The organism is Kitasatospora albolonga (genome assembly GCF_039535905.1).
GTDB classification, from domain to species: domain Bacteria; phylum Actinomycetota; class Actinomycetes; order Streptomycetales; family Streptomycetaceae; genus Kitasatospora; species Kitasatospora albolonga.
Genome location: NZ_BAAAYB010000021.1, coordinates 42,902 through 68,219 on the forward strand (window position 1 = coordinate 42,902; position 25,318 = coordinate 68,219).

General features: G+C 73.0%; 22 protein-coding genes. 8 read left to right on the forward strand and 14 right to left on the reverse strand.

Annotation, left to right across the window (positions count from 1 at the left end):
* Positions 1–11: 11 nt before the first annotated feature.
* From ABD946_RS05820 to ABD946_RS05850, 7 genes are all read right to left on the reverse strand, one after another.
* Positions 12–758 (reverse strand): amino acid ABC transporter ATP-binding protein, encoded by a 747-nt coding sequence (locus tag ABD946_RS05820; protein WP_345280817.1) that lies wholly within the window; start codon positions 756–758, stop codon positions 12–14.
* A 5-nt stretch (positions 759–763) separates the two neighbouring features.
* Positions 764–1,006 (reverse strand): LapA family protein, encoded by a 243-nt coding sequence (locus tag ABD946_RS05825; RefSeq protein WP_345280746.1) that lies wholly within the window; start codon positions 1,004–1,006, stop codon positions 764–766.
* Positions 1,007–1,085: 79 nt separating this feature from the next.
* Positions 1,086–1,286: a hypothetical protein gene (locus ABD946_RS05830; RefSeq protein ID WP_345280748.1), complete on the reverse strand. Its 201-nt coding sequence runs from the start codon at positions 1,284–1,286 to the stop codon at positions 1,086–1,088.
* A gap of 621 nt (positions 1,287–1,907) precedes the next feature.
* Positions 1,908–2,261: a hypothetical protein gene (locus ABD946_RS05835; protein ID WP_345280750.1), complete on the reverse strand. Its 354-nt coding sequence runs from the start codon at positions 2,259–2,261 to the stop codon at positions 1,908–1,910.
* Between the two features lie 15 nt (positions 2,262–2,276).
* On the reverse strand, positions 2,277–2,660 hold the full coding sequence (locus tag ABD946_RS05840) for a hypothetical protein (RefSeq protein WP_345280752.1): 384 nt from the start codon (positions 2,658–2,660) through the stop codon (positions 2,277–2,279).
* A 135-nt stretch (positions 2,661–2,795) separates the two neighbouring features.
* Positions 2,796–4,568, reverse strand: a complete 1,773-nt coding sequence (locus tag ABD946_RS05845; protein WP_345280754.1) for an ABC transporter ATP-binding protein — start codon at positions 4,566–4,568, stop codon at positions 2,796–2,798.
* The gene (locus ABD946_RS05850) at positions 4,565–6,364 is read right to left on the reverse strand and encodes an ABC transporter ATP-binding protein (protein ID WP_345280756.1); all 1,800 of its coding nucleotides are present in this window, start codon (positions 6,362–6,364) and stop codon (positions 4,565–4,567) included. Before ABD946_RS05850 ends, ABD946_RS05845 begins: the two co-directional genes overlap by 4 nt.
* 371 nt (positions 6,365–6,735) lie before the next feature.
* Here ABD946_RS05850 and ABD946_RS05855 point away from each other — a divergent pair, with 371 nt between their 5' ends.
* Entirely contained in the window at positions 6,736–7,593 is an 858-nt protein-coding gene (locus ABD946_RS05855; protein ID WP_345280758.1) for an aldo/keto reductase, read from the forward strand.
* A gap of 145 nt (positions 7,594–7,738) precedes the next feature.
* Here the strand turns inward: ABD946_RS05855 and ABD946_RS05860 are convergent, their stop codons facing one another.
* Complete coding sequence (locus ABD946_RS05860) at positions 7,739–8,563, reverse strand: MarR family winged helix-turn-helix transcriptional regulator (RefSeq protein ID WP_345280760.1); 825 nt, start codon at positions 8,561–8,563, stop codon at positions 7,739–7,741.
* A 466-nt stretch (positions 8,564–9,029) separates the two neighbouring features.
* Between ABD946_RS05860 and fabG the strand changes: the two genes are divergently transcribed.
* The 3 genes from fabG to ABD946_RS05875 all read left to right on the forward strand — a co-directional run bounded on the left by fabG (position 9,030) and on the right by ABD946_RS05875 (position 11,160).
* Complete coding sequence (fabG, locus tag ABD946_RS05865) at positions 9,030–9,794, forward strand: 3-oxoacyl-ACP reductase FabG (RefSeq protein WP_345280762.1); 765 nt, start codon at positions 9,030–9,032, stop codon at positions 9,792–9,794.
* A 91-nt stretch (positions 9,795–9,885) separates the two neighbouring features.
* The gene (locus ABD946_RS05870) at positions 9,886–10,080 is read left to right on the forward strand and encodes a hypothetical protein (RefSeq protein ID WP_380149869.1); all 195 of its coding nucleotides are present in this window, start codon (positions 9,886–9,888) and stop codon (positions 10,078–10,080) included.
* A 357-nt stretch (positions 10,081–10,437) separates the two neighbouring features.
* Positions 10,438–11,160, forward strand: a complete 723-nt coding sequence (locus ABD946_RS05875) for a phosphatase PAP2 family protein (RefSeq protein WP_345280764.1) — start codon at positions 10,438–10,440, stop codon at positions 11,158–11,160.
* Here ABD946_RS05875 and ABD946_RS05880 read toward each other — a convergent pair.
* Entirely contained in the window at positions 11,111–11,290 is a 180-nt protein-coding gene (locus ABD946_RS05880; RefSeq protein WP_345280766.1) for an I78 family peptidase inhibitor, read from the reverse strand. The genes ABD946_RS05875 and ABD946_RS05880 overlap by 50 nt on opposite strands.
* A gap of 62 nt (positions 11,291–11,352) precedes the next feature.
* On the opposite strand from ABD946_RS05880, the gene ABD946_RS05885 reads away from it, so the two are divergent.
* Complete coding sequence (locus ABD946_RS05885) at positions 11,353–11,628, forward strand: DUF6343 family protein (protein ID WP_345280768.1); 276 nt, start codon at positions 11,353–11,355, stop codon at positions 11,626–11,628.
* A 15-nt stretch (positions 11,629–11,643) separates the two neighbouring features.
* Here ABD946_RS05885 and ABD946_RS05890 read toward each other — a convergent pair whose 3' ends face one another.
* The gene (locus tag ABD946_RS05890) at positions 11,644–15,699 is read right to left on the reverse strand and encodes a bifunctional nitrate reductase/sulfite reductase flavoprotein subunit alpha (RefSeq protein ID WP_345280770.1); all 4,056 of its coding nucleotides are present in this window, start codon (positions 15,697–15,699) and stop codon (positions 11,644–11,646) included.
* 353 nt (positions 15,700–16,052) lie between these two features.
* Between ABD946_RS05890 and ABD946_RS05895 the strand changes: the two genes are divergently transcribed.
* Positions 16,053–16,976, forward strand: coding sequence for a LysR family transcriptional regulator (locus ABD946_RS05895; RefSeq protein ID WP_345280772.1), 924 nt, complete (start codon positions 16,053–16,055; stop codon positions 16,974–16,976).
* Between the two features lie 87 nt (positions 16,977–17,063).
* A complete protein-coding gene (hemC, locus tag ABD946_RS05900; RefSeq protein WP_345280774.1) occupies positions 17,064–17,999 on the forward strand; it encodes a hydroxymethylbilane synthase in 936 nt (311 codons plus the stop codon).
* A gap of 15 nt (positions 18,000–18,014) precedes the next feature.
* Here hemC and ABD946_RS05905 read toward each other — a convergent pair whose 3' ends face one another.
* Positions 18,015–18,602 (reverse strand): HD domain-containing protein, encoded by a 588-nt coding sequence (locus ABD946_RS05905; protein WP_345280776.1) that lies wholly within the window; start codon positions 18,600–18,602, stop codon positions 18,015–18,017.
* Positions 18,603–18,813: 211 nt separating this feature from the next.
* On the opposite strand from ABD946_RS05905, the gene ABD946_RS05910 reads away from it, so the two are divergent.
* Entirely contained in the window at positions 18,814–19,218 is a 405-nt protein-coding gene (locus ABD946_RS05910; protein ID WP_345280778.1) for a Rid family hydrolase, read from the forward strand.
* A gap of 157 nt (positions 19,219–19,375) precedes the next feature.
* Here ABD946_RS05910 and ABD946_RS05915 read toward each other — a convergent pair whose 3' ends face one another.
* The 3 genes from ABD946_RS05915 to ABD946_RS05925 all read right to left on the reverse strand — a co-directional run bounded on the left by ABD946_RS05915 (position 19,376) and on the right by ABD946_RS05925 (position 25,228).
* Positions 19,376–20,359, reverse strand: a complete 984-nt coding sequence (locus ABD946_RS05915; protein WP_345280780.1) for a hypothetical protein — start codon at positions 20,357–20,359, stop codon at positions 19,376–19,378.
* A gap of 265 nt (positions 20,360–20,624) precedes the next feature.
* Positions 20,625–21,146, reverse strand: coding sequence for a hypothetical protein (locus ABD946_RS05920; RefSeq protein ID WP_345280782.1), 522 nt, complete (start codon positions 21,144–21,146; stop codon positions 20,625–20,627).
* Positions 21,143–25,228, reverse strand: a complete 4,086-nt coding sequence (locus tag ABD946_RS05925) for a toxin glutamine deamidase domain-containing protein (protein ID WP_345280821.1) — start codon at positions 25,226–25,228, stop codon at positions 21,143–21,145. Before ABD946_RS05925 ends, ABD946_RS05920 begins: the two co-directional genes overlap by 4 nt.
* Positions 25,229–25,318 lie beyond the last annotated feature (90 nt).

Here is a 25,318-nt window from a genome sequence, read left to right on the forward strand (position 1 = left end):
CTGACCGCCCCTCAGTGCTTCAGGATCTTGGAGAGGAAGTCCTTGGCCCGGTCCGTCCGCGGGCTGGCGAAGAACTCCTCCGGCGCGCGGTCCTCCAGGATCCGCCCGTCCGCCATGAACACCACGCGGTGGGCCGCACTGCGGGCGAAGCCCATCTCGTGCGTCACCACCACCATCGTCATGCCCTCGTCGGCGAGGCCCTTCATCACGTCCAGCACCTCGTTGATCATCTCCGGGTCGAGGGCGGAGGTCGGCTCGTCGAACAGCAGCGCCTTCGGGTCCATCGCCAACGCCCGGGCGATCGCCACCCGTTGCTGCTGCCCGCCGGAGAGCTGGGCCGGGTACTTGTCCGCGTGCGCGGCCAGCCCGACCCGGTCCAGCAGGGCGCGGGCCTTGGCCTCGGCCTCCGGCCTGGCGCGCTTCCTGACCTTCACCTGGGCCAGCACCACGTTCTGCAGCACCGTCTTGTGGGCGAACAGGTTGAAGGACTGGAAGACCATCCCCACCTCGGCGCGCAGCTTCGCCAGGCCCTTGCCTTCCGCGGGCAGCGGCACCCCGTCGATGGTGATCGTCCCCGACTCGATCTGCTCCAGCCGGTTGACCGCCCGGCAGAGCGTCGACTTGCCCGACCCGGACGGCCCGATCACCACCACGACCTCGCCCCGGCCGACCGTCAGGTCGATCTCCTGGAGCACGTGCAGCGCCCCGAAGTGCTTGTTCACCCCCCGGAGTTCGATCAGCGGGGTGAACGCGGCCACCCCGCTCACTTCGAGCGCCGCCCCTTGAGCAGCCACCCCAGCGCCCCGCCCGCGAGCAGGGTCGCCAGCAGCGCGATCCACAGCGGACAGGACACCGTGAACACCCAGAACTGGATCTTCACCTTGTCCAGGTTGGCCAGCAGGAACCACACCGCCAGCACCACGATCGCCCCGATCGCGATCACCCGCGTGGGGATCCCCGCGATCTCGCTCCGCTTCCCCGACCCATCACCCGTTGTCTTGGTCACCCGCCGAGCATGCGCCCACCCCCGCCGGGGCCCGCCGCACCACTCCGACCATCGCACCGACACCATCCGTACGGCCCAGTCAGCCCAGCACGTCCCCCAGGTACGAGGCGACCACCACCGCCAGCGTCACGGTGCCCGCGAACGCCACCGCCCCGGCCCGCACCGCCGCCGGACGCCCGGCCCCCTCCCAACGGGCCAGCCCGGCGGCCGCGGCGGCGACCAGCAGGGCGGCGAGCGCCACCACGGCGGCGGCGAGCAGGACGAGGGCGGTACGGGACACCGGAGCTCCAGGGTGTGCGGGGACGAGGACCCCACCGTGCCGTGCGGCGTGCGCGTTGCGTAAGCCGCAACACGTTGCCGGTCGTCCCGGCAACCGTCATCGCCGTTTCCCCACCCATGTGTTGACGATCCGTCCGCAACACCGGCCACGGCGCGACGGAGCCGGGAGGATCGAGCCATCCACGGCGAGAGCGAGGACGGTGCGGTGTCCCAGCAAGACCATTCCGACCGGTCGGCCTTCGCGGCCCGGCTGCGCCCCCTGTACGAGCAGTTGGGCAGCACCTACCGCGAGTACGGTGAGCGGCACAACCTGGACCACTCGGCGGTGTACCGCTACGTGGCCGGCCAACGCCTGCCGCAACCGGCCTTCGTCACCGGCCTCTGCGAGGAGCTGGACGCGGCCGGACGGCCGGTCGGCCCGGAGGTGCGCACCGAACTGCTCGCCCTGCTGGAGCGGGCCTCGGCCGGCCGGAGCGACTCGCAGCACCTGCGGCTCGAACTCGAACGCACGCGGGCGGAGTTGTCCAGCAGCCACCAGGAGCAGGAGGTCCTGGCCGGCAGGCTGGCCGAGCGGGAGAGGGCGCTGGCGCTCTCCGACGACCGGCTCCGTGCCCTGCGGCAGTCACTCACCACCGACGACTCCGAACACCTGCGGCTGCGCCACGAGCGCGACACGCTCCACCGGGAGGTCCTGCACCTCCGCGAGGAGCTGCTCAGGGAGCGGGCCCGGACCCTGGCGGCGGAGGAACGGGTCCGCCAGCTGCTCTGGGAGCAGCGGCTCGCCCTCGACCTGGTGTCCCCGGTCGCCCGGGCCGACGAGCTGATGAACGACCTGCGCTGCGCCTCGGCCGAGCAGCTGTTCCACCTCGCCGTCCACCCGGACGCCCGGTACCGGGACGTGATCGTCGAGCTGGTCCGCGCCACGGCCCGGCACCGTCCGGCGGGCGAGGCCGTCTCGCTCCTGACGGCCCTGCACGGGGCGGCGCCCTCGTCACCCGCCCTGGCCGCCTTCCCCGAGGCGGTGCGGGGCCGCGACGTCGTCGAGGCGGCCGACCTGGTCGGTGCGTTCGCCGGCCTCGGCCTGACCGACCAGGTCTCGGCCGCCGCCGCGGTCTTCGTCCGGGAGAACGACCACCAGGCCGTCGGGAACCTGGTGCTCCACCTCCACCGGCGCAGGCTCCCGCACGCCCCGGCTGACGCGGTGGCGACCGCCGCCGCCGAGCACCAGCCGCCCGAGCAGCTCGTCCCGACCCTGCTGCGCCTGGAGACGGCCTTCCACCTCACCTCGACGGTCCGGCACGCCGTCGAGCACGCCGCGCGGGTCAGGCGGACCGGTGACCTGCTGGTGCTCGCCGCCCTGCTGACCGAGGCGCAACGGCACTCCCTGGCCGAGCTGCTGACCGACCGGGTGCTCGCCACCCGCGAGCCCTCGGTCCGGGCCGCCTACCTCTTCGGGCTGCCCGGACGAGGGCTGGCGGCCCTCGCCGGGCGGCCGTCCGCCGTCGGGGCGTCAGCCCTCGTCGCGCCAGGAGCGCCAGAGGGCCGCGTACGGGCCGTCGGCGCTGACCAGCGCTTCGTGGGGGCCGTACTCGCTGATCCGGCCGCGTTCGACGACGGCGATGACGTCGGCGTCGTGGGCGGTGTGGAGGCGGTGGGCGATGGCGATGACGGTGCGGCCGGCCAGCACGCGGGAGAGCGAGCGCTCCAGGTGCCGGGCGGCGCGCGGGTCGAGGAGGGAGGTGGCCTCGTCGAGGACCAGGGTGTGGGGGTCGGCGAGGACCAGGCGGGCGAGGGCCAGCTGCTGGGCCTGAGGGGGCGTCAGGGCGAGTCCGCCGGAGCCGACCTCGGTGTCCAGGCCCTCGGGGAGGGCGTCGGCCCACTCGTCGGCGTCGACCGCGGCCAGCGCGCCGCGCAGCTCGGCGTCGGAGGCCTCCGGCCGGGCGAGGCGCAGGTTGTCCCGCAGGGTGCCGACGAAGACGTGGTGCTCCTGGTTGACCAGGGCCACCTCGGCGCGGACCCGCTCGGCCGGCATCCGGGAGAGCGCGGCGCCGCCGAGGGTGACGCTGCCGCGGCCCGGGGCGTAGATCCCGGCGAGCAGCCGGCCGAGGGTGGACTTGCCGGCCCCGGACGGGCCGACCAGGGCGACCCGGCTGCCGGGGGCGACGTCCAGGCTGATGCCGTGCAGCACGTCGGCGCCCTCGCGGTAGCCGAACCGCACGTCGTCGGCGGCCACCCGGCGGCCCGCCGGACGGACGGAGGCGTCGGTCTCCGGGTCGGCCACCTCGCGGACGCCGACCAGCCGGGCCAGCGAGGCCTGGCCGACCTGGAGCTCGTCGTACCAGCGCAGGATGAGGTCCACCGGGTGGGTGAGCGCCTGGGCGTAGAGCACCCCGGCGGTCAGCTGGCCCACCGTCAGCCACCCGCGCAGCGCGAACCAGCCGCCGAGCACCAGGGTGCCGATGATGACGATCGCGTAGGAGGCCGAGACGGTCGGGAACCAGACCGAGCGCAGCCAGAGGGTGTACCGCTCCCAGGCCTGCCACTCGTGGATCTTGCGGTCCGTCAGCTCCACCCGCCGGCCGCCGAGCCGCAGCGACTCGACGGTGCGGCCGGCGTCCACCGTCTCGGCGAGCACGGTGTTGACGGCCGCGTAGCCGGCGGACTCGGAGCGGTAGGACTGCGGGGCGCGCCGGAAGTACCAGCGGGAGGTGGAGAGCAGCAGCGGCAGCGCGAGCGCCACCGAGACCGCCAGCAGCGGGGAGGTGAGCACCAGGGCGCCGAGCACCAGCACCACCGAGACCACGGCGACGGCCAGTTCGGGCACCGCCTCGCGGACGGACTTGGCGAGCCGGTCCACGTCGGTGGTGCCGCGGGAGACCAGGTCGCCCGTCCCGGCCCGCTCCAGCACACCGGGCGGCAGGGCGACCGAGCGCACCAGGAAGTCCTCGCGCAGGTCGGCCAGCACCTCCTCGCCGAGCACCCCGCCGCGCAGCCGGGACCAGCCGATGAAGGCGGCCTGCACCACCAGCGCGGCCAGGTACCAGCCGACGGCGGCGAGCACCTTGCCCTCCGCGGTGCCGGCGCTCAGGTCCTCGACCAGCGAGCCGAGCACCCAGGGCCCGACCAGACCGGCCAGGGTGGCCACGGTGTGCAGGCCCACCACCGCGCCGAAGCCGCCCCGGTGACGGCGCGCCAGGTGGCGGACGTAGCCGCGGACGGTGGCGGGGGTGGCGACGGGCAGGACGGTGGCGGGGCCCTGCTCCTGGACCAGGGGCGGCTTCACACGGTCTCCTCGACGACGGCGGGAACGGAGGCGGCGGCCTCGTCGTCCTCGCGGGTGACCACGGCGCGGTAGGCCGGGGTGGTGCGCAGCAGTTCGCGGTGGCGCCCGGTGGCGGCCACCTTGCCGTCCTCGACCAGCACGACGGTGTCGGCCTGGTCGAGCAGCAGCGGGCTGGTGGCCAGCACCACGGTGGTCCGGCCCTCGCGGACGGCGCGCAGGCCGGCCGCGATCCTGGTCTCGGTGTGGGCGTCGACGGCGCTGGTGGGCTCGTCCAGGACGAGCACCGGCGGGTCGACCACCAGGGCCCGGGCCAGTGCCAGGCGCTGGCGCTGGCCGCCCGAGAGCGAGCGCCCGCGTTCGGTGATCACGGCCTTGAGGGCGTCCCCGCCGGCCTCGGGCGAGCCGTCGACCAGGGCGTCCAGGACGTCCTCGGCCTGGGCGGCGCGCACCGCCTCCTCGGCGCCGACCCGCCCGGAGGCGGGCACGGCGAGCAGCTCGGCCAGGGTGCCGGAGAGCAGCACCGGCTCCTTGTCGTGGACCAGCACCGCGGCCCGGGCCTCGTCCAGCGGTACGGCGTCCAGCTCGACGCCGCCCAGCCGGACGGAGGGCGCCGCGCTCTCGTCCTCGGCCAGCGGCACGTGGCCGCCGAGCCGGGCGGCCAGCGATCCGGCGGTCTCCTGGTCGCCGCAGACCACCGCGGTGAGCCGGCCGGCCCGGACGGTGAGGCCGGTGACCGGGTCGTGCAGGTCGGCCAGGCCGGGGGCGGCGGGCAGCTCGGCGGTGAGCGGGCGGCTGCCGTCGGTCCGGTGCAGCGCGAGCACCCGGGTGGCCCGGGCGGCGGAGACCCGGGCCACGCTCCAGGCGTGGGCGGCCTCGCCGAGGATGCGCAGCGGGGCGGCCAGGAAGGCGGTGGCGCCGTAGACGGCGACCAGCTCGCCGACGGTGATCCGGCCCTCGGCGGCCAGCTCGACCCCGTACCAGGTGACCCCGACCACGAACAGGCCGGGCAGCAGGACCTGCTGGGCCTGCATCAGGGACCAGACCTTCGCCGCCCGCACGGCGGCGCCGCGCACCTTCTGGGAGGCCTCGCGGTACCGGGAGAGGAAGAGCTCCTCGCCGCCGATGCCGCGCAGCACCCGCAGGCCGGCGACGGTGTCGGCGGCCAGCTCGGTGGCCCTGCCGCCGAGCCGGCGCTGCTCGTCGTAGCGGCGCTCGAAGGGGCCGAGCAGCGGCAGCACGGAGAGCGCGAGCACCGGGACGCCGAGCAGCACGGCGGTGCCGAGCAGCGGCTGCTGCACCAGCACCACCAGGCTGACGGCCAGCCAGACCAGGACGGCGGCCCGGACCCTGGCGACCAGCTCCACGTACCAGCCGATCTTCTCCACGTCGCCGCTGCTGACGGCGACGATCTCGCCGGTGGCGATCCGCCGGGAGAGCCCGGCGCCGAGCGCGCTGGCCTGACGGGCCACCAGTTGGCGGACCTGGGCGGCGGCGGTGATCCAGTTCCACACCGCCTGACGGTGCAGCAGGACGCTGCCGACGGCCTGGAGGGTGGTGAGCAGCACGGCGAGCGCCCCCGCCCGCCAGAGTGCGCCGCTGTCGCCGTCGACCACGGCCTGGATGCCGAGGCCGAGCGCGGCCGGGAGGGCCGCCATCGCGGCCATCTCGACGGTGCCCCAGAGGGTGGCGAGCCAGCTGCCCCGGCGCTGGCTGCGTTGGAGCCAGCGCAGGAACGCCAGCGGGGAGTTCAGGTCGGGACGGCCGGGATCGGCCATCGGAAGGGTGGTGAGCGGCATGACGCTCCGATGCGGTGGTGCGGGCGGGGGAGGACGGCCGGGCCCGGATCACCGGGGGCGGCGGAGGGGGAGGCGGGCTCCGGCGGGAGGGAGGCGGCCTGCGGCAGGGGGAGGTGATGCTCCGTCACGAGGTCATGGCCATCGAGCGTGCCGGGGGCCGGGCGCGCGCCGCAACCGCTTTTCCGCCCGGCCCGTCCGGTCCGGCCACGTCAGGACGCCCCACGACGGTCGCCGGCCGGGGCGGGGGTGGCCGGTGTGCTCCGTGTGCGGGAATTTTCGGACGAATTCGGCCGAGACGGGAACAAGTGGCCTGGACCACCAGTTGGGTGCTTGACGGCAAAGACCGTACGACCTGGAGGGCACCCCTTCCCGTGAGCACCATCCCGAGCATCACCCTCAACAACGGCCGCTCGATCCCGCAGCTCGGCTTCGGCGTCTGGCAGGTCGAGGACGACCAGGCCACCGCCGCCGTCGCCACCGCGATCGAGGCGGGCTACCGCTCCGTCGACACCGCGGCGATCTACGAGAACGAGGCGGGCACCGGCAAGGCCCTCGCCGCCTCGGGCGTGGCGCGCGAGGAGCTGTACGTCACCACCAAGCTGTGGAACTCGGGCAAGCTCGACTGGTCCGGCGAGCAGGGCCGGGCCCGGGTGGAGCGCGCCTTCGAGGAGTCCCTCACCAAGCTCGGCCTCGACCACGTGGACCTCTACCTGATCCACTGGCCGCGCCCGATGCACGGGGACAGCTTCCTCAACATCTGGACGGTCTTCGAGAAGCTGGCCGCCGACGGCCGCGCCCTCTCGGTCGGCGTCTCCAACTTCGGCCCCGAGCAGCTGGACAAGCTGCGCGAGCGCAGCGAGCTGGTGCCGGTGCTCAACCAGGTGGAGCTGCACCCGCACTTCCCGCAGCACGAGCTGCGCGCCTACCACGCCGAGCACGGCATCGCGACGGAGGCCTGGAGCCCGCTGGGCCAGGGCAAGGACCTGCTCTCCGAGCCGGCCCTGGTGAAGGTGGCCGAGAAGCACGGCCGCACCGTCGCCCAGGTGGTGCTCCGCTGGCACCTGCAGAGCGGGATCATCGCGATCCCGAAGTCGGTCACCCCCTCGCGCATCCGGGAGAACCTCGACGTGGCCGGCTTCGAGCTGGACGCCGAGGACCTGGCCGCGGTCGCCTCCGTCGAGACCGGCACCCGCCTCGGCCCGGACCCGCAGCAGTTCGACTGGAACTGACGGCCCACCGCGGCACCGGCCCGGCGACGGACCGAAACCGGCCGGCCACCACCCTCTGCGGAAAGGGTGGTGGCCGGCCGGTCAGGCGCTCCGGAAAAATCTGGGCAAAATCGTTCCTGCCAGGTCCTTGGAGCCTGATGAATCGTTACAGCCGGGCCGCCTTGGCCAGCAGCACCATGGCGGGCGCGTGCTCGTGCGGTTCCAGCGGGGCGAGCAGCAGCTCCTGCACCGCGCGCACCCCCGCCGAGGAGCGGTGGAGCAGCTCCTGGCCGGCCGGGGAGAGCGAGAGCAGGTTGCGGCGCCCGTCCAGCGGGTCGCGGCGGCGGAGCACCAGACCGCGCCGGACCAGCCGGCTGACCATCTCGGCCATGGTCGCCTTGTCCAACGAGGCCAGCTCGCCGACGGTGCGCTGGTCGGCGCCCGGCTCGGTCTCCAGCGCGTCCAGCACCGCGTACTGGGGCGCCGTCAGGTCGGAACCGACCTGGTCGGACCAGAGCTTGGTGTGCACCTGCTGCGCCACCCGGATGAGGTAGCCGACGGCGCGCTGCGCGTCCAGCAGGGGCCTGGCGTCGGTCATCGCCGCCACCGCGGCGGGCTCCAGACGGGCGATGCGGGCCATCACCCGGACCAGTTCGAGCTGCTCCTCAGGGGTGAGCGGCTCGAACAGGGTCCGCTGGACCCGGACCACGCCGCCGGTGGCCTCGCGGACCACCTGGGCGCCGTTCTGCGAGAGCGCCAGCAGCTTGCGCCGGCCGTCCGCAGGATCGCGGCGGCGCAGGACCAGGCCGCGCCGGACCAGCCGGGCGACCATCTCGGCCATCGTGGCCTTGTCGAGCGAGGCCCGCTCGCCGACGGTGCGCTGGTCCGCTCCCGGTTCGAGCGCCAGCACGAGCAGCACGGCGAACTGAGGCGCCGTCAACTCGTTGCCGACATGCTCGGACCAGAGGCGGGTGTGCACCTGCTGGGCCACGCGGATGAGGTGACCGGGCGACTGCTGAAGTCGGCCGGGCACGCGGGTTGTCGGGATCTCCCCCAGCACCATGAAATCCGTCCCGATGTCACACCCGGTGTGTGTGGGACACCCGGGCGGGCAGTAACGGCGAGTGAGCGACCCGCTGTGAGGGTGAGCGCGCCAGCCGTGCAGCCGGTGGCTGCTGGCGCACACTATACAAACGGTCGGCCAGAACTGGCAGGCGGGGGCCAAGAGTAGATGTTTGTTCGGCGGAGTTGGCATATTTCCGCCAGGTGTCGCGTCCACGTCGACCCGGCCTCCACGGCTCCGAACATGAGCCATCCTCACCCTGCGTCACCTGCGGCTCTGCCCCCTGGTCAGCATTCCTACCGGTCGGTAATCTAGCGCCCGCGGCGCCCGTCCGAACGTTCGGCGGCACCGATGGCGTTCTCCCGTCACCCCCGAGAGAGAGACGAGTACGAACATGACCGAGCAGAGCACCCCCCGCGTCGCGGTGGTCACCGGAGCCGCGCGCGGGATCGGCGCGGCCACGGCCGAGCGGCTGGCCGCCGACGGCTACGCGGTCGCGGTGGTGGACCTGACCGAGGAGGCCGGGAAGGAGACCGCCGAGCGGATCACCGCGGCCGGCGGCCGGGCCCTGGCGGTCGGCGCGGACGTCTCGGACGCGGCCCAGGTGGCCGCCGCCGTGGAGCGGATCGCCACCGAGCTCGGCGCCCCGGTGGTGCTGGTCAACAACGCCGGCGTGCTGCGCGACAACCTGCTCTTCAAGATGTCCGAGTCGGACTGGGACACCGTGATGGACGTGCACCTCAAGGGCGCCTTCCTGATGTCCCGGGCCTGCCAGAAGCACATGGTGGACGCCGGCTTCGGCCGGATCGTCAACCTCTCCTCCTCCTCCGCCCAGGGCAACCGCGGCCAGGCCAACTACTCCGCTGCCAAGGCCGGCATGCAGGGCTTCACCAAGACCCTGGCGATCGAGCTCGGCAAGTTCGGCATCACCGCCAACGCGGTCGCCCCCGGCTTCATCGCCACCGAGATGACCGCCGCCACCGCGGCCCGGGTCGGCATGGAGTTCGAGGCCTTCAAGGCGGCCGCCGCCACCCAGATCCCGGTCGCCCGGGTCGGCCTGCCGGAGGACGTGGCCAACACCATCTCCTTCCTCGCGGCCGAGGCGGCCGGCTTCGTCTCGGGCCAGGTCATCTACGTGGCGGGCGGCCCGCTGGACTGACGGAGCGTCCGCTCGCGGGGCCGGGGCGGCGGGGGCAGACTCGGGGCACGGGTGCCGGTGCGCACCCCCCGAGGACCCTGGAGGCAGCACGATGATGAACCCCGCGGACGACGCCGACTCCATGCCCACGCCCGACCGGCTGCTGCACACCGGCGCCGAGCACCCGGTCGACCCCGAGGACCTGGTGATGGCCTCGGGCCGGACCCCCACCCCCGCGCTGATCGAGCGCGCCCGGCGCCAGCTGGAGCTGGAGGGGGCGGCCGCGGTAGAGCGGCTCACCCCCTGACCACTCCTTACATACTGCAGCACGCGCCGCAGCGCCGGACGAAGCCCCCGGGCCCCGCACACCGTGCGGGGCCCGGGGGCTTCCGGCGGACCGGCCGCGCCGGGAAATCGAGACCGAATCGAGTGACCACGGGCCCTGGGGGGCTGCTAAGTTCCTCTGCAACTGGTGTCTGAACAAGTCGGCCGACACCTGCGGGACGGCCCGCGTTCGGGCCCGGTACGACGGCCGTTTCCGCGGGACCCCCACCCTGCGGAAGCGGCCGTCCCGGCTCCGGGCTGACGTAATGTCCGTTTCTGTCCGGGTAGTGTCTGGCTTGTGCCGACCGCTTCCCGACGATCCGTCAGCCCGCCGTTCCCGATGAGCCGGGGCCACCGGGCGCTCACCGTGCTGGTCGGGCTGGCCTACCTGCTGATCGTGCTGGCGGTGGTGTTCGACACCTCACTGGTGCACCTGGACTGGTGGCTCAAGCAGCTGCGCCCGTACAAGCGCTGGCCGCAGGTGCTGGACTTCCTCGACCTCTGGGTGGTGGTCGGCCAGCGCGGTCCCTCCGCCATCGCCGCCTGCCTCTGGCTGGGCTGGCGGAGCGTCAGGCAGCGCACGGTGCGGCCCCTGCTGGTGATGGTCGGGGCCCTGCTGCTGCTCAACATCACGGTGGGCAGCGTGAAGATCCTCACCGGGCGCCTCGGCCCGCACTACGCGCACTACCTCGACGACCCCGAGCTCTTCCTCGGCGGCACCATCTTCCCCTCCGGGCACACCGCCAACTCGGTGGTCACCTGGGGCGTGCTGGCCTACCTGGCGGTGCGCTGGCGGCGGACCGGCACGGCGCTGGTCGCACTGGTCGCCGCCTCGGTCGGCCTCACCACCGTCTACCTGGGCACCCACTGGTTCTCGGACGTGCTCGCCGGGTGGGCCGCGGGCGCCCTGGTGCTGCTCGCCCTGCCGGCCGGCGAGCCGCTGGTCACCGCCGTCGACCGCAGGATCACCGGCCTCTGGCGGGCCGCCCCCGTCCGCGCCGCCCCGGGCAGGCTCAGCCCTGCCAGCAGCGCTCCACCAGGCCGTCACGCACCTGGAGGTTGAGCCGGTCCTCCCGGTACTCCAGCGTGATCAGCGCCCCCGGCTCCAGCACCCGCACCGCCGACCAGCCGCGCTCGGCGGCCAGGAGCCGCGCCCGCTCCGCGGTCAGCCCCAGGTACTCGTCCTCGTCCATCGCCGTTACCCCTCTCCCCTCGTGGGTACATGCCGATCGTAGGCCCAGGAGGTGGTGCGGCGATGCGACCGACCAGGACTCCCCACGACTGGCGCAGCGGCACCGAGCCGATGACGGCGCGCAGCGACCTCAGGCTCCGCTTCCTGCTCTCCGTCCTCTTCACCCCCCTCTTCGCCCTGATGACGGCCGGCTTCGCGGTCTGGGCGGCGGTGAACGGCCCCACCGACGTGCCCAGCGACACCAGCCTGCGCACCTTCGCGATCGTCTGCGGGGTGCTCACCCTGCTGGCGGCGGTGGACCTGGCGGTCGTGGTCCGGCGGCGCCGGACGGAGCGGTAGACCTCCGGTGCGCGTCTAGTACACGTCCCGGGCGTAGCGGCGGTCGGCGGCCAGCTGCTTGAGGTGGACCTCGGCCTCCTCCTCGGTGAGGCCGCCGTGGGTGACGGCGATCTCGCGCAGGGCGCGGTCCACGTCCTTGGCCATCCGGGTGGCGTCGCCGCAGACGTAGAGGTGGGCGCCGTCCTGGAGCCAGCGCCAGAGCTGGGCTCCGTGCTCGCGCATCCGGTCCTGGACGTAGACCTTGGCGCGCTGGTCGCGGGAGAAGGCGAGGTCCAGGCGGGAGAGGGTGCCGGAGCGGTAGAGCTCGTCCAGCTCGTCGCGGTAGTAGAAGTCGGTGGCGCGGCGCTGCTCTCCGAAGAACAGCCAGTTGGAGCCCAGGTGGCCCAGCGCACGGCGGTGCTCCAGGAAGCCGAGGAAGGGGGCCACCCCGGTACCGGGGCCGATCATCACGGTCTTGGCGGAGGGGTCGGCGGGCGGGCGGAAGTGCGGGGAGCGCTGGACGAAGACCGGGACCGGGAGGTCAGGTGCGGCGTCCGCCAGGAAGGTGGAGGCCACGCCCTTGCGCTGCTGGCCGCGCGGGCCCTCGTAGCGCAGCACCGAGACGGTGATGCTGGGCCGGCGGGGCTCGGTGAGCGGGCTGGAGGAGATGGAGTAGAGGCGGGGCTGGAGCCTCCGCAACGCCTCGGCCCACTCCTGGGCGCTCAGCTTGAGCGGGTGCTCGGCCAGCAGGTCCACCGCCTGGCGGCCCCAACTCCACTGCGCCAGGCCGTCCTTGTTGTCCGGACGGAGCAGGGCACGCAGTTCGCGGTCCCTGGTCCGCTCGGCGGCCAGGCGGAGCAGGTCGGGGGTGAGCCGGGTGATGTCCAGGTGGCGGGTGAGCGCCTCGGCGAAGGGGAGCTCGCCGAGGCCGTCCACCGTGACGGCGGTGTCCGGGTGGTGGCCGGTCAGGGTGAGCCACTCCTCCACCAGGGAGGGGCAGTTGACCGGGCGGACGCCCAGCGCGTCGCCCGCCTCGTACTCGGGGCCGTCCTCGCCGAGCTCGAAGGTGAAGCGGCGGATCTCCTTGGCGGCTCCGGGCAGGCTGAGCAGCCGGTTGCCGGTCAGCCTGGCCTGGTGCTCGCGGCGCTTCGAGGCCTTCGGCGCGGCCGGCGGGGCGACGGCCAGCGCCTCCGCGGCCCGGGCGGACCAGTCGGCGGCGCGCTGCTCCTGCCCGGGCTCGCAGTCGGTGCGCGGCAGCACCCGCTCGGCGCCCAGCTCGGCCAGGCGCTCGTCCAGGCGGCGGCCGTGGCCGCAGAAGTCGGCGTAGCTCGGGTCGCCGAAGGCCAGCACCGCGTAGCGGGTGCCCTCCAGCCGGGGTGCGTCCTCGGCGCTGAGCCACTGCCAGAAGGCCGCGCCGTTGTCCGGGGCCTCGCCGTCACCGAAGGTGCTGCTGACCACCAACAGGTCGGCGCCCCGGGCGAGTTCGGCGGGCGCGCAGTCGGCCATGGCGAGCAGCCTGGCCGACCGGCCGGCCGCGGTGAGCCGGGCCGCGACGGCGGCGGCGGCCTCCTCCGCGGTGCCGGTCTGGGACGCCCAGAGCACCAGCACCTGCGGCCCGCCGTCCGCGGGCGGCGGGGTGCGCGAGTACATCCCGGCCAGCAGGCCGTCCACCCACCGGGCGGTGGCGGGGGCGAGCGGCGCCTGCGCGGGCAGCACCGGCACCCCGCTCTCCGGCGGGGCGGCGGTGATCCCGGCCAGGTACCCGGCGAGGTAGCTGCGCTCCTCCGCCGCCAGCACCGGCGGGGTCAGCTCGCCGAGGCCCAGGGCAGCCGCCAACAGCGGGACGGTGATCGGGAGTTCGGCGGGGGCGTCGAGTGCGGGGAGGGCGGCCGGGGCCGTCGCGACCTTGGTGAGCCGCACCGCGCAGGCCTTGAACTCGGGCTGGAAGGAGACCGGGTCGACGGCGTCGTTGGTGACGGCGTTGACGCTCAGGTACTCGCCGTACAGGTCGTTCCAGTGGAACGGCGCGAAGCAGGTGCCGGGCAGCACCCGGTCGGTGACCCGGGCCGGGAGCACCGCGCGGCCGCGGCGCGAGGCCACCTCCACCTGGTCCCCCTCCGCGATGCCCAGCTCGGCCGCGTCCTCGGGGTGGACCTGGACGAAGGAGCCCGGGTCCAGCTTGTTGAGCTTGGCCACCTTGCCGGTCTTGGTGAGGGTGTGCCACTGGTGCTGGACCCGGCCGGTGGTGAGGGTGAACGGGTGCTCGGCGTCCGGGAGTTCGGCCGGCGGCAGGTGCGGGCGGGCGAAGAACCTCGCCCGGCCGGACGGGGTGGCGAAGACCAGCGCGGGGCGGCTGCCGTCCGGCCGCTCCAGCAGGGCCTGGCTGACGCCGTCGTTGCGGTAGCGGACGGGGTTGCGCTCCGGGCCGCCCGGCGCGGCCGGCCACTGCACGGGGGTGCGGCGCAGCCGCTCGTAGTCGGCGCCGCGCAGGTCCCAGCCGGTGGCCGGGTTCCAGAACCGCTGGATCTCCTGGTAGACCTCCTCGGCGCTCGCGTAGGTGAAGCCCTCGGCGTAGCCCATCGCGCGGGCCACCTCGGCGATCAGCTTCCAGTCGGGGAGCGCCTGTCCGGGGGCGTCCAGCACGCCCGGTATCAGGGTCAGGCAGCGCTCGGAGTTGACCTGCACGCCGTCGGACTCGGACCACAGGGTGGCGGGGAGGGTGAGGTCGGCGTAGGCGTTGGTCTCGGTCTCGGCGAAGACGTCCTGGGTGACGACCAGTTCGGCCGCCTCCAGCCCCCGGATCACGGTGGCCCGGTTGGCCACCGAGGCCACCGGGTTGGTGCAGATCACCCAGCAGGCCTTGATCTCCCCCGCGGCCATCCGCTCGAACATCTCGACCGTGCCCTTGCCCACCTCGGTGCGCAGGCTGCCCCCGGGGATCCCCCAGACCCGCTCGGTGAACTCCCGCTCCTCGGGCACCAGGACGGAGCGCTGGCCGGGCAGGCCGGGGCCCATGTAACCCATCTCGCGGCCGCCCATCGCGTTGGGCTGGCCGGTGAGCGAGAACGGGCCGCTGCCGGGACGGCAGATCGCGCCGGTGGCCAGGTGCAGGTTGACCAGGGCGTTGGTGTTCCAGGTGCCGTGGGTGGACTGGTTGAGGCCCATGGTCCAGCAGCTGGTCCACTCGCCCGCGGCGCCGATCCACTCGGCGGCGGTGCGCAGGTCGGCCTCGGGGATGCCGGTGAGCGCGGCGACGGCGGCGGGGGTGTAGTCGGCGAGGAAGGCGGGCAGCTCCTCCCAGCCCTCGGTGTGCGCGTCGATGAAGGCCCGGTCGGTGCGGCCGTTCTCGACCAGCAGGTGGAGCAGCCCGTTCAGCAGGGCCAGGTCGGTGCCGGGGCGGACCTGGAGGAAGAGGCCGGCCTTGTCGGCGGTCGGGGTGCGGCGCGGGTCCACCACGATCAGCTTCGCCCCGGCCTTGACCCGCTCCATCATCCGCAGGAAGAGGATCGGGTGGCAGTCGGCCATGTTGGAGCCGATCACCAGGAAGAGGTCGGCCCGGTCCAGGTCCTCGTACGAGCCGGGCGGACCGTCGGCGCCGAGCGAGAGCTTGTAGCCGCTGCCCGCGCTGGCCATGCAGAGGCGCGAGTTGGACTCGATGTTGTTGGTCCGCCAGTAGCCCTTGGCCAGCTTGTTCGCCAGGTACTGGGCCTCCATGGACATCTGACCGGAGACGTAGAGGGAGAGCGCGTCGGGGCCGTGCTCGTCCAGCACGGCGCGCAGCCGCCGGGCGGTCTCGGCGATCGCCTCGTCCACGTCCAGCGGAGCCGGCGGCGCGCCCCGCTCGGCCCGGACCAGCGCGGTGGAGAGCCGGCCGGGGGCGGCGAGCAGCTCGGCATGGGTCGCGCCCTTGGTGCACAGGCGTCCGGCGTTGGCCGGGTGCTCCCTGTCGCCCGAGACCTTGGCGGCCGTGGTCCGGCCGTCGGGGCCGGTGGCCAGGTCGAGCACGATGCCGCAGCCGACCCCGCAGTACGAGCAGGCGGTCCGTACCTGGTCCACACTGCGTCGCTGGTCCACGCCGCGTCCCTCGTCCACGCTGCGTCCCTTCCTCCGGCGGATCCTGGCGCTCCACCGTAAGAAGCCCCTGTTGCGATCAGATGACGAGGGTCGGGCCCACCGCGTTACGCACGGCGCACCTGACGGCCGCTCAGCTGTGAGCTCGCGCAGCTCAGCGGCCCGTCATCATGCGCGTCACGAACCCTGTGACTGACCTACCGCCCCTCTGGTTGCCCCTACTCGCGCGTAACTGACGGAGAATCCCGACCCTTGCGTCACACCCCGGCCGACGGGGGTTTGAGAAACCCGAACACGCGTGCCACCATCTAATGCCTAGAGAGCACCATAGCCATTAGATTCTCAACGTCGCCATGTGCCGTCGGGGGGCATACGTGGATTTCACGGTCCGTCAGCTGAGAACCTTCTGGGACGTCGCCAAGACCGGCAGTCTGACCAGGAGCTCGAAGAACCTCGGCTGTTCGCAGTCGAGCGTCACCACCCACATCCAGTCCCTGGAGAGCCGGCTGGGAGCCCAGCTCTTCCACCGCCTGCCCCACGGGGTCCGCCTCACCCCGGCCGGCGAGACCACCCGCGACTACGTCGCCCGGATCTTCTCCGTGCTCGACGAGCTCAACTCCGCCATGAAGATCGGCGGCCAGGCCACCGGCCGGGTGGTGGTCGGCTCCACCACCCTCCTGATGGAGTACGAGATGGGCGAGCTGGTCCGGCAGTGCCGCTTCCGCTACCCGGAGGTCCGGATCTCGCCCAAGGTGCTCACCGCCACCGAGGTGGAGAGCGCCGTCGCCGAGGGCGAGGTGGACGTGGCCCTCACCCTGACCGCCGACCCCGACGACGAGGCCACCGGCCTGCCAGGGGTCAGCCGCCAGTCCCTGTTCCGCGTCCCGATGGTCCCGGTCGGCGAGCCGCAGCCGAACGGCACCACCACGCCGCCCAGCACCGACTCCATCGAACGCGTCCTGGTGGTCGACCCGGACTGCGCCTCCCAGGAGGCCCTCGTCCACCACCTGCGCCGCGAGCACGGCATCGACCCGGCCGTGATGGAGACCGGCTCCACCCGCGGCGCCCTCAGCATGGCCCAGGCCGGACTCGGGGTCGCCATGGTCCCGGAGAGCGCGGTCAGCGGCGCGGGCCTGGCCGGGCAGGGCCTCTCCGTCCTGCCCTGGCTGCCCCGGGCCGAGACCTACGCCCAGGCCCTGTGGTCGGCGGGCGCCCGCCTCTCCCCCGCCGTCTCGGCCTTCCTCGACCTCGTCCGGCAGGCCCCGGGTGCCACCGCCCGGCAGGCCGTCCTGCTCTGACGGGGCGCCGCGCCCGCCCGCCTCCGGTGGACGGCGGCTGGACGGCGGCTGGACGGCCGGTCGAGCGTGACGGACTATCATCCCTCCATGCCCGCAGCCGAGTTGATCCGCATCGTCTCCCGCTCCTCACCGATGGCCCTCGCCCAGGTCGAGCGGGTCCAGGCCGAGCTGGCCGCCCTCCACCCGGCCCTGCGCACCGAGGTGGTGCCCGTCACCACCTCGGGCGACCGCTGGATGGGTGACCTCGCCCAGCTCGGCGGCAAGGGCGCCTTCACCAAGGAGGTCGACGCCGCGCTGCTGGCCGGCGAGGCGGACCTCGCCGTCCACTGCCTCAAGGACGTCCCGGCCGACCGGCCGCTGCCGGCCGGGACGGTCTTCGCCGCCTACCTGCGCCGCGACGACATCCGCGACGCGGTCGTCCAGCCGGCCGGCCTCACCCTCGACCAACTCCCGCCCGGCGCCCGGATCGGCACCTCCTCCGTGCGCCGGGTGGCCCAACTCGCCGCCACCCACCCGCACCTGGAGTGCCTCCCGATCCGCGGCAACGCCAACAGCCGGCTCGCCAAGCTGGAAGCCGGCGCGTACGACGCCCTGCTGCTCGCCCTCTCCGGCCTGGAGCGGATCGGCGAGACCGCCCGGATCACCGAGGTGCTGTCCGTCGAGACGATGTGCCCGCCGATCGGGGCCGGGGTGCTCGCCCTCCAGTGCCGCAAGGACGACGACCGCACCATCGAGACCGTGCGCGGCCTGGCCCACCACGACACCTGGCGCGAGGCGACGGCGGAACGGATGTTCCTGCACGTCCTCCAGGGCCACTGCAACTCCCCCATCGCCGGCTACGCCAAGGCCGAACCGGACGGCCGCCTCTCCCTGCGCGGCCGCGTCTTCTCCCCCGACGGCAAGCAGATCCTCGACGCCCACGAGTGGGCCGGCTCCCTCACCCCCGAGGACCTCGGCACCGCCACCGCCCTCGCCCTCAAGCGCCAGGGCGCCTCCGACCTGATCGCGGCCATCCCGCACTGAGCCCTCGACCAGGCGTCAGACCGGGAACGCCCCCTGGAACGCGAGCCGCTCCTCCGCGCCGTCCCCGAGCGCGGTGAGCAGCTCGTCCAGGGCCAGGTACTCCTCCCACCGCTCCCGGCCCGCCGCCTCGGCGAGCCGGTCCAGCAGCAGGTCCTCCAGCTCCGGCACCCGCTTGTTCTTCCACACCTTGTCGGCGGTGCTCACCAGCAGCTCCTCCACCGTGGTGCCGGGTGCCGTCCAGCTCGCGTGGGTGGCGGCGAAGCGCGCCAACTCCGGGGCGGTGCCGTGCTCCAGCAGCAGCTCCCGCCCCGCCTCCTCGTGCCGCGAGCCCGGCCCGGACAGCTCCTCCGGGTGCCGCACCTTCCCGATGTCGTGCGTCGCCGCCCCGAACAGCACCGCCTCCCGGTCCACCCCCAGCTCCGGGTGGTGCTCCCCCGTCCACTCCAGCAGGCGGTACGCCACGTCGTGCACCGCCCGCAGGTGCGCGGCCAGCCGCGGCGGGGCGTCGAGGGCGAGCAGCAGCCCGGCCACCTCCTCGGGCAGCGGCCGCAACGGCGGCTCGGCGGGGGCGGTCAGGGCACGGACCAGCAACGGGGTAGCCATCCGCAGGACCCTACCGTGCCGCGGCGGGGCGCCGATCTGACGGAGAATCGGCCACCTCGCCGACCATCCGGTCCCACCCGACCGGCCGTGCGCACGGAGGACACTTCGGTGGCACTGTCGGGCAACCACGGTCCACGCGAATCCGTAGCTTCTTCACATGAGGGGCCCGTCCGCGACGGACGGCCCACGAGCTGCGGCAAGGGAGCGGGTCATGAGTACTCAGGTGCAGGCGTTCGGGTTCGGCATGCCGTGGGAGTCGCTGTACGGATACAGCCAGGCCACTCGGGTCGGCGACACGGTCTACGTGTCGGGGCAGCTGTCCCATGACGGCGAGGGCACTTTCGTGGGCGCCGACGACTTCGAACTGCAGGTCCGCACCGCGCTGGAGAACCTGGACCTGGTCCTGCGGCAGTTCGGCGCCGAGCGCGGCCAGATAGTCGAGACCACGGTGCTGGTGCGGAACCTGCGCGAGAACTTCGACGCGACGGCCCGCCTCCACTCCGAGTACTTCGGGGAGCACCGGCCCGCCAGCACGGTCATGGGCGTGTCCGACCTGGCGCTGCCGGACCAACTCGTCGAGATCGGCGCGCTCGTGCGCCTCGATGCGAAGCCGTAGGCGAGGCTGCGCTCCGGCTTTCCGGATCGCGCTCGCCGGGTCGTGACGAGCGTGGTTGCCCGGGTCGTGACGAGCGTGGTTGTCCGGGTCGGCGTCGCCGGGCCCGGGCAACCGGCGGAGGAGCGCGCCGTTGCCCGGCGGCACTGACCACCACGGTTCAGCCCCGGTCCAACGCGTCCAGGCGGCCTGCCTCCAGGGACTCCAGCGGCCGCCACCCCGCACACTCCGCCGCCGTCCGGAACGGCACCCCGCCCGCGCCGAACAACGCCACCCGGTTCTCGGTGAAGAGCTGCCCACCCCGCTCGAAGCAGCGCAACAACGGCTCGAACGGGTCCTCCTCCCCCACCGCCCGCCACCTGCCCAACTCCGCCCAGCGGACGGCGTTGCGGCACAGCCGCGCCGTCAGCGGCCCGAGCGAGTGCTCCGCGACGATCCGCTCCAGGTGCCCCGCGTGCCGCTCGTCCACCCGCACCGACGGATCGAGGAACTCCACCGGATCCAGCGTCGGCCACGGCCGCCCGGCCTCGTGCTCCAGCGCCCAACTCCCCATCCTGCGCAGGTACTCGGCGAACAGCGCGGCCCTCGACCCCTCGTGCCGCGTCGCGGCCCGGTCGTCGTTCCAGCCGACCGCCGCCAGACGGTCCAGCAGCAGGGTCACTCGGTCGGGCCCCGCGTAGTCGGCCGGCTTCCGCTTGGGGATCATCATCATCCACAGGTCCACCCAGTGCCCCTCGGTGGCGAGCCCACCGCCCAGCTCGAAACACCGGATCAGCGGCTCGTACGGATCCTCCAGAGCTGGCCTCGGGACGGTCGACACCTCGGTCAGCACCGCCCACCGCACGGCCGCGCGGGACATCTCGCTCGCGCTGAACAGCCCGACGTTGTCGTGGAGGTAGGCCTCGAACGGCGCCGCGACCTCCGCCGGGATCACCACCGTGGGATCGACCAGCTCCGCCAGATCGACGAACGGCCAGTCCTCCGTCCCACCGCACCACTCCACCCAGTTCGCGGCCCGCCGGAAGTACTCCAGCAGCAGCACCGCCCGGCTGTCCGCCTCGGCCAACGCCCGGTCGCGCTCGTCCCGCCAGTCGACCGCCATCAACCGCGCGGCCACGGCAGCGGCCCGGCTCACTGCGCGCACCCCTTCTCTCCCCGTGGCGGAATCACCCGCACCCGCCCACCCCGCTCGGCGATCCACTCCTCCAGCCGCTCCCGGTAGAAGTCGACTCGCCGGAAGTGCCTCAGGTCAGGAGCGGCCACCCGACTGACGCTGATTCCGTACGCCGACATGAACGAGACCGCGGGTGTGGGCGGCAGCCTGAGCAAGTCCGCCGCCCACCACCACTGGCATACCCGGCGCCATGCGCGTCCAGCGAGAACGCTGGCGCTACCGGACACCAGCGCCCTCAGGAGTCCAGAGCATCGAGGGCAGCATCATCCATCGAGACGACCGGCTCACTCGCGATGTTGGACTGCCAATCACGAATCCGTACACGCGTAGTAACGAAGTCCACCATGCCGTTCTCCAGGCTGACCCCCCCTCCACGCTCGAACATGCGGATCAGCGGTTCGAACGGGTCAGGAAGCTGCGGGAAGCGCAACTGCTCGGCCTCCGGGAGAGACGCCCAGCGCACAGCGGACCGACATGCATCGGGGGCCGTGACACCCGGGACCTTCTCCTCGATGAGCTCCTCGAGCTTCGTGGTGAGCTCGGGCTCGATCTCCCCTTCCGGGTGAACCAGCCCCGCGATGTCGAAGAACGGCCAGGAGGGAGCCCCGCCCAGTGCTTCTGCCCAGAGCGCGGCGCGGCGGAGGTACTCACGCAACAGCCGCGCACGCGACTCCGCATGCTCGAACGCGGGCTCCCACGCTACCCAGTCAACGGCTGACAGGCGCTCCAACATCACTTCCGCAGCCTTGACGTTCACGGCAGATCAAGTCCCTTCTTGGCAGCCTCAACGAGCAGATCCAGGTTCGACAGGTCATCAGCAATGGGCGTGTCTGGGGGCGTGAGCCCCATCTTCGGCCAGAGCACAAGCGTGCCCCTCACCGTAATTGGCGCCCCTCGGAAAGAAATCGGGGCTACATCATGGGCCCCGATATGCCCATTCCCCCAGTCGCGCCCCTCGTCAACCCATGCTAGCGGATGATCCGACGTGTACGGCATGCCAGCTTCCATGAGGCGACTTTCCACATACTCATGAACGATCAGCCCACGGAAGGGCCCGATCTCGTCGGGCTTCAACCTACCATTCATGGCCTTGGTCCAAAGATCCGCGATCTCATCATAGGCAGTGAAGTAGATGTCCTGCTTGAGGTTCTCCGGCCCCGGCCCCACCTGCGCGTCATGCTTTTCCATGAACAAATTGTTCTTCGCCCGCTCGATCACCGCAGGATCGAATCCATACTCTTCGGCAATCCTTTCGACATCACCCTCGGTTGCCCGGATTCGGTCATAAGCCGCTACAGCCTTTTCGTCGGGCGGCGTTGCGTAGTTGACCGGCTCACCATTGTGCGTGCCCCAGTTTTCAGTGCCGTCAGAACCATGATCGCCACCCGAATTCGGATCCGTGCCGGCGGCTTCTTCGGGGGCGGTGCGGTCGTGGTCGGGGTTGTGGGTGGGGTCGGTGGTGTGGTGGTCGGGGGTGGTGGGGGTGCGGTTGGGGTCGAGGGGGATGGCGAAGACGCCGTTGTCGCCGTTGTGGAGGGGTTGGGGGCTTCGGCGGCCGGTCTGGGCGTCGATGTAGGTGATGGTGCCGTTGTGGTTGACGGCGTTCCAGGCGTGGGAGCGGCCGTCCTTGTCGGTGGTGATGATGACGGCCTGGGAGCCGTGGCCGCTGTTGCGGAGGGTGTCTTCGAGGCGGCGGTAGGCCTGGTCGCCGTTGCCCATGTCGTTGAAGCGGGCGCCGAGGGCGTTCTCGATGCGGTCGCGGCCGCCGCGCTCGCCGCGGTCGGAGGGGTTGCCGTTGGCGTCGGTGTCGGGAGTGCGGGAGGCGGCGGCGGTGGGGTGGCCGGAGTAGGTGTCGACCGTGGCGAGGGCGACGTCGACGCAGTTGTTGGTGCGGCCGGGGGCGTGGGGGTCGGTGCCGTTGACAGCGCCGGGCCAGTTGCCCTCGTTGGGGTCGGGGTGGCGGGTGGGGGTGCCGTCGGGGTTGCGGGGGACGGCGTCGTTGATGTGCCGGTTGTCCGCGGGTGAGGGGTCGTCGAGCCCGCCGGGGCTGCCCTTGGGGCGGTCCTCGGTGGCGGGGCGGTAGGGCTCCTTCGACGTGTGGCCGTCGTCGTCGGTGGTGCGGTGGGTGTTGTGGCCCTCGGGGTCCAGGCGGTTGCCGATGTCCGGCTTGCCGGGGTCCGTGTCGTGCGAACGCGGCGCGTCGGGGCGGGAGTTGTCGCCGGTGGGGTCGAGCCGGTTGCCGATGTCCGGGCGCGGGGTGCTGTCCGCCTTCGGCACCGTGTTCTGGCCGTCCGGGTTCAGCCGGTTGCCCAGGTCCGGGCGCGGCGCGCTGTCCGGCTTCGACGGGGTGCTGTTCTGGCCGTCAGGGTTGAGCCGGTTGCCCAGGTCCGGGCGCGGCGCACTGTCCGGCTTCGACGGCGCGGTGTTCTGCCCGTCCGGGTTGAGCCGGTTGCCCAGGTCCGGGCGCGGCGTGCTGTCCGGCCTCGGGGTGGTGTTCTGGCCGTCCGGGTTGAGGCGGTTGTTGATGTCGGCGGGGCGGGGGTTGGCGTAGGCGGCGCGCGGGTCCGGGCGGGCGGGTCCGCGGTCGGCGGCCGGACGCGGCCCGAACGTCGGACCGTCGCTGTCGGGGCGGCGCTGCGAGGGCACCGGACCGGTCGGCGTGGCCGGGGCCTGCGGAGCGGTCGGGCGGCTCGACGGAGTGCTCGGGTTGGCGGCCTGCGGGGTGGCGGCGTGCGGGACACCACCCGCCATGCCCGGGGTGCCGGGCGTGCCAGGGGTGTTGGGGGTGTTGGGGGTCGGGTCGCCCGTGGGCTGCGGGCTGGGGCGGTGGTCCGACGAGGAGGGCGGGGGTGCGGTGGCTGTCGCACCCAGGCCCGCGGTGTTCAGGCGGGGCGTGCCCGCCGGGGAGGACGGGTCCGACGAGGCCGGTGCCGGGTTCGGGGTGGGGTCGTTGGCGAACGCGGTCCGCGGGTCCACCCGCGACGGCGCCGGCGACGTGCCGTCAGAGCCCGGGGTGTGCGACGGTGCCGGGGTGTGGGTGCGCGGGTCGGTGGCGGTGCCGGCGGGCTCGGCCGGGGCGGTGCGCTCCGGCGCGGGCTGGTGCTGCTGCTGCGGGGACGGCGTCGTCGCGTCCGGACGCGTCGACACGGGCTCCGGCGCGCTCTCGTGACGCGGCGTCGGCACATCCGCCGACGGAACGTGCGCGGGCTGCGGAACCGGACCCGCCTCCGAGGGGCGCACCGGCCCCAGCGTCGGCGCGGGCGACTCCTGCGACGGCCGCGACGGAGCCGGATCGTGCTCGGGCCGCGACGGAGCCGGATCGTGCTCGGGCGTGCGCGACGGACCGTCGTTCGCCGCAGGCCGCGTGGAGCCAGGGTCGTGGTCCGGCGTCCGCGACGGACCGTCGTTCGCCGCAGGACGGGTCGAACCCGGGTCGTGGTCAGGCGTCCGCGACGGACCATCATTCGCCGCAGGCCGCGTGGAACCCGGGTCGTGGTCAGGCGTACGCGACGGACCATCGTTCGCCGCCGGACGCGTGGAGCTGGGGTCGTGGTCGGGTGTGCGGGTCGGGCCGGAATTGTCCGGCGTCGAACGGCCCTCCGGCGCCGGGGTGTTGGTGCGCCCGGCCCCGTCGTCGTTGCGGGCCGGCGGCGTGCTGTGCTCCGGCGTCACCGGCGTGCGCGAGGGACCGTCCGTCGCCGCGTCCGGGCCCACCCGGGTACCGAACGGGTCCAACGCCGGAGACGGAGTCCGCGGCGAGGGAGACGAGTCACCACCCGGCTGCTGCGAAGGCGACGGCGTGTGGCTCGGCGCCGTGGTGTCCCGGGTGCTGGTCGGGGTGCTGTCCGGCGCGGTGCTCGTCGGCCGGGAGGAGGTGCTGCTCGGCGAGGTGGTGCCGTTGTCCCCTGGAGTGCTGTTCGACGACGGCGTGGAGTTGGACGAGGACGGCGAGGAGCTGGACGGGTTCGACGAAGACGGTGAACTGTTCGGCGTGGACGTCGAGTTGGACGGAGAGTTCGACGTCGAGGACGGCGACGTGTTGCTGTTCGACGAGCCCGCGTCGTTGTTGCCCGACCCCGGATCGTCACCACCACCGTTACGACCCGCCGCGTTCTCCAGACCGTTGCGCGCATGCCGCCCCGCCCGCGAACCCAACCCGTCCCGCAACGACTCCGTGAACGTCTGCCCCGAGTTCTTCACCGCATCCTTGAACTCGTCCGCACCCGCCTTCCCCGTCCGCCCCAGGTCATACCCGTCCTGCGCACCGAAACCCTGGTTCACCGTCTGCGCGATCAAATCACTGATCATCGCCTGAACAGCCGAAACCACCGGCTCCTTCAGCGTCTCCATGATCGCCTCGACCAGAGCCTGCCGAAGCTCCTTCAACAACCGCCGCACGATGGCCTTCGTCGCCAACGTCGCCCCGGCCGCCCCCAACTCCGACAACCCCAACGTGAACGGCGCAGCCGCCTGAGCGGCGATCAACTCCACCGCCAACGCCACCAACTGCGCGATCACCGCGATCTTGCACGTGATCACGATCACCGCGGCAGCATCGAACGCCGCCGCGATCAACCGCGCGGCCGTCGCCGCATCCGCCAGATACCCACCCCCACCACCCGAGAACTTCTCCCAGGTCTTCCCGAACGCGTCGATCGAATCACCCGAGTTCGACGACAACACCCCGTTCGCCGCCGACGCACCCCGATAGTGCAACTCCTCCACCTGATCGGCGAAGTCACGCCACACCTGCGCCGACTCACGAAGCTTGTCCTCATTCGCCGTCGGCCAGTCGAAGCCCAGCATCTCGAGAACCCACTCGACGCTGTCCGGCAACATGAGCGCCACTTCGTCATCCCCCGTTACTGACGATCAACCAAACGTGCAGCGATCATAGTGTTCGAGGGATCGCACGGAGCGGGCGCCCCT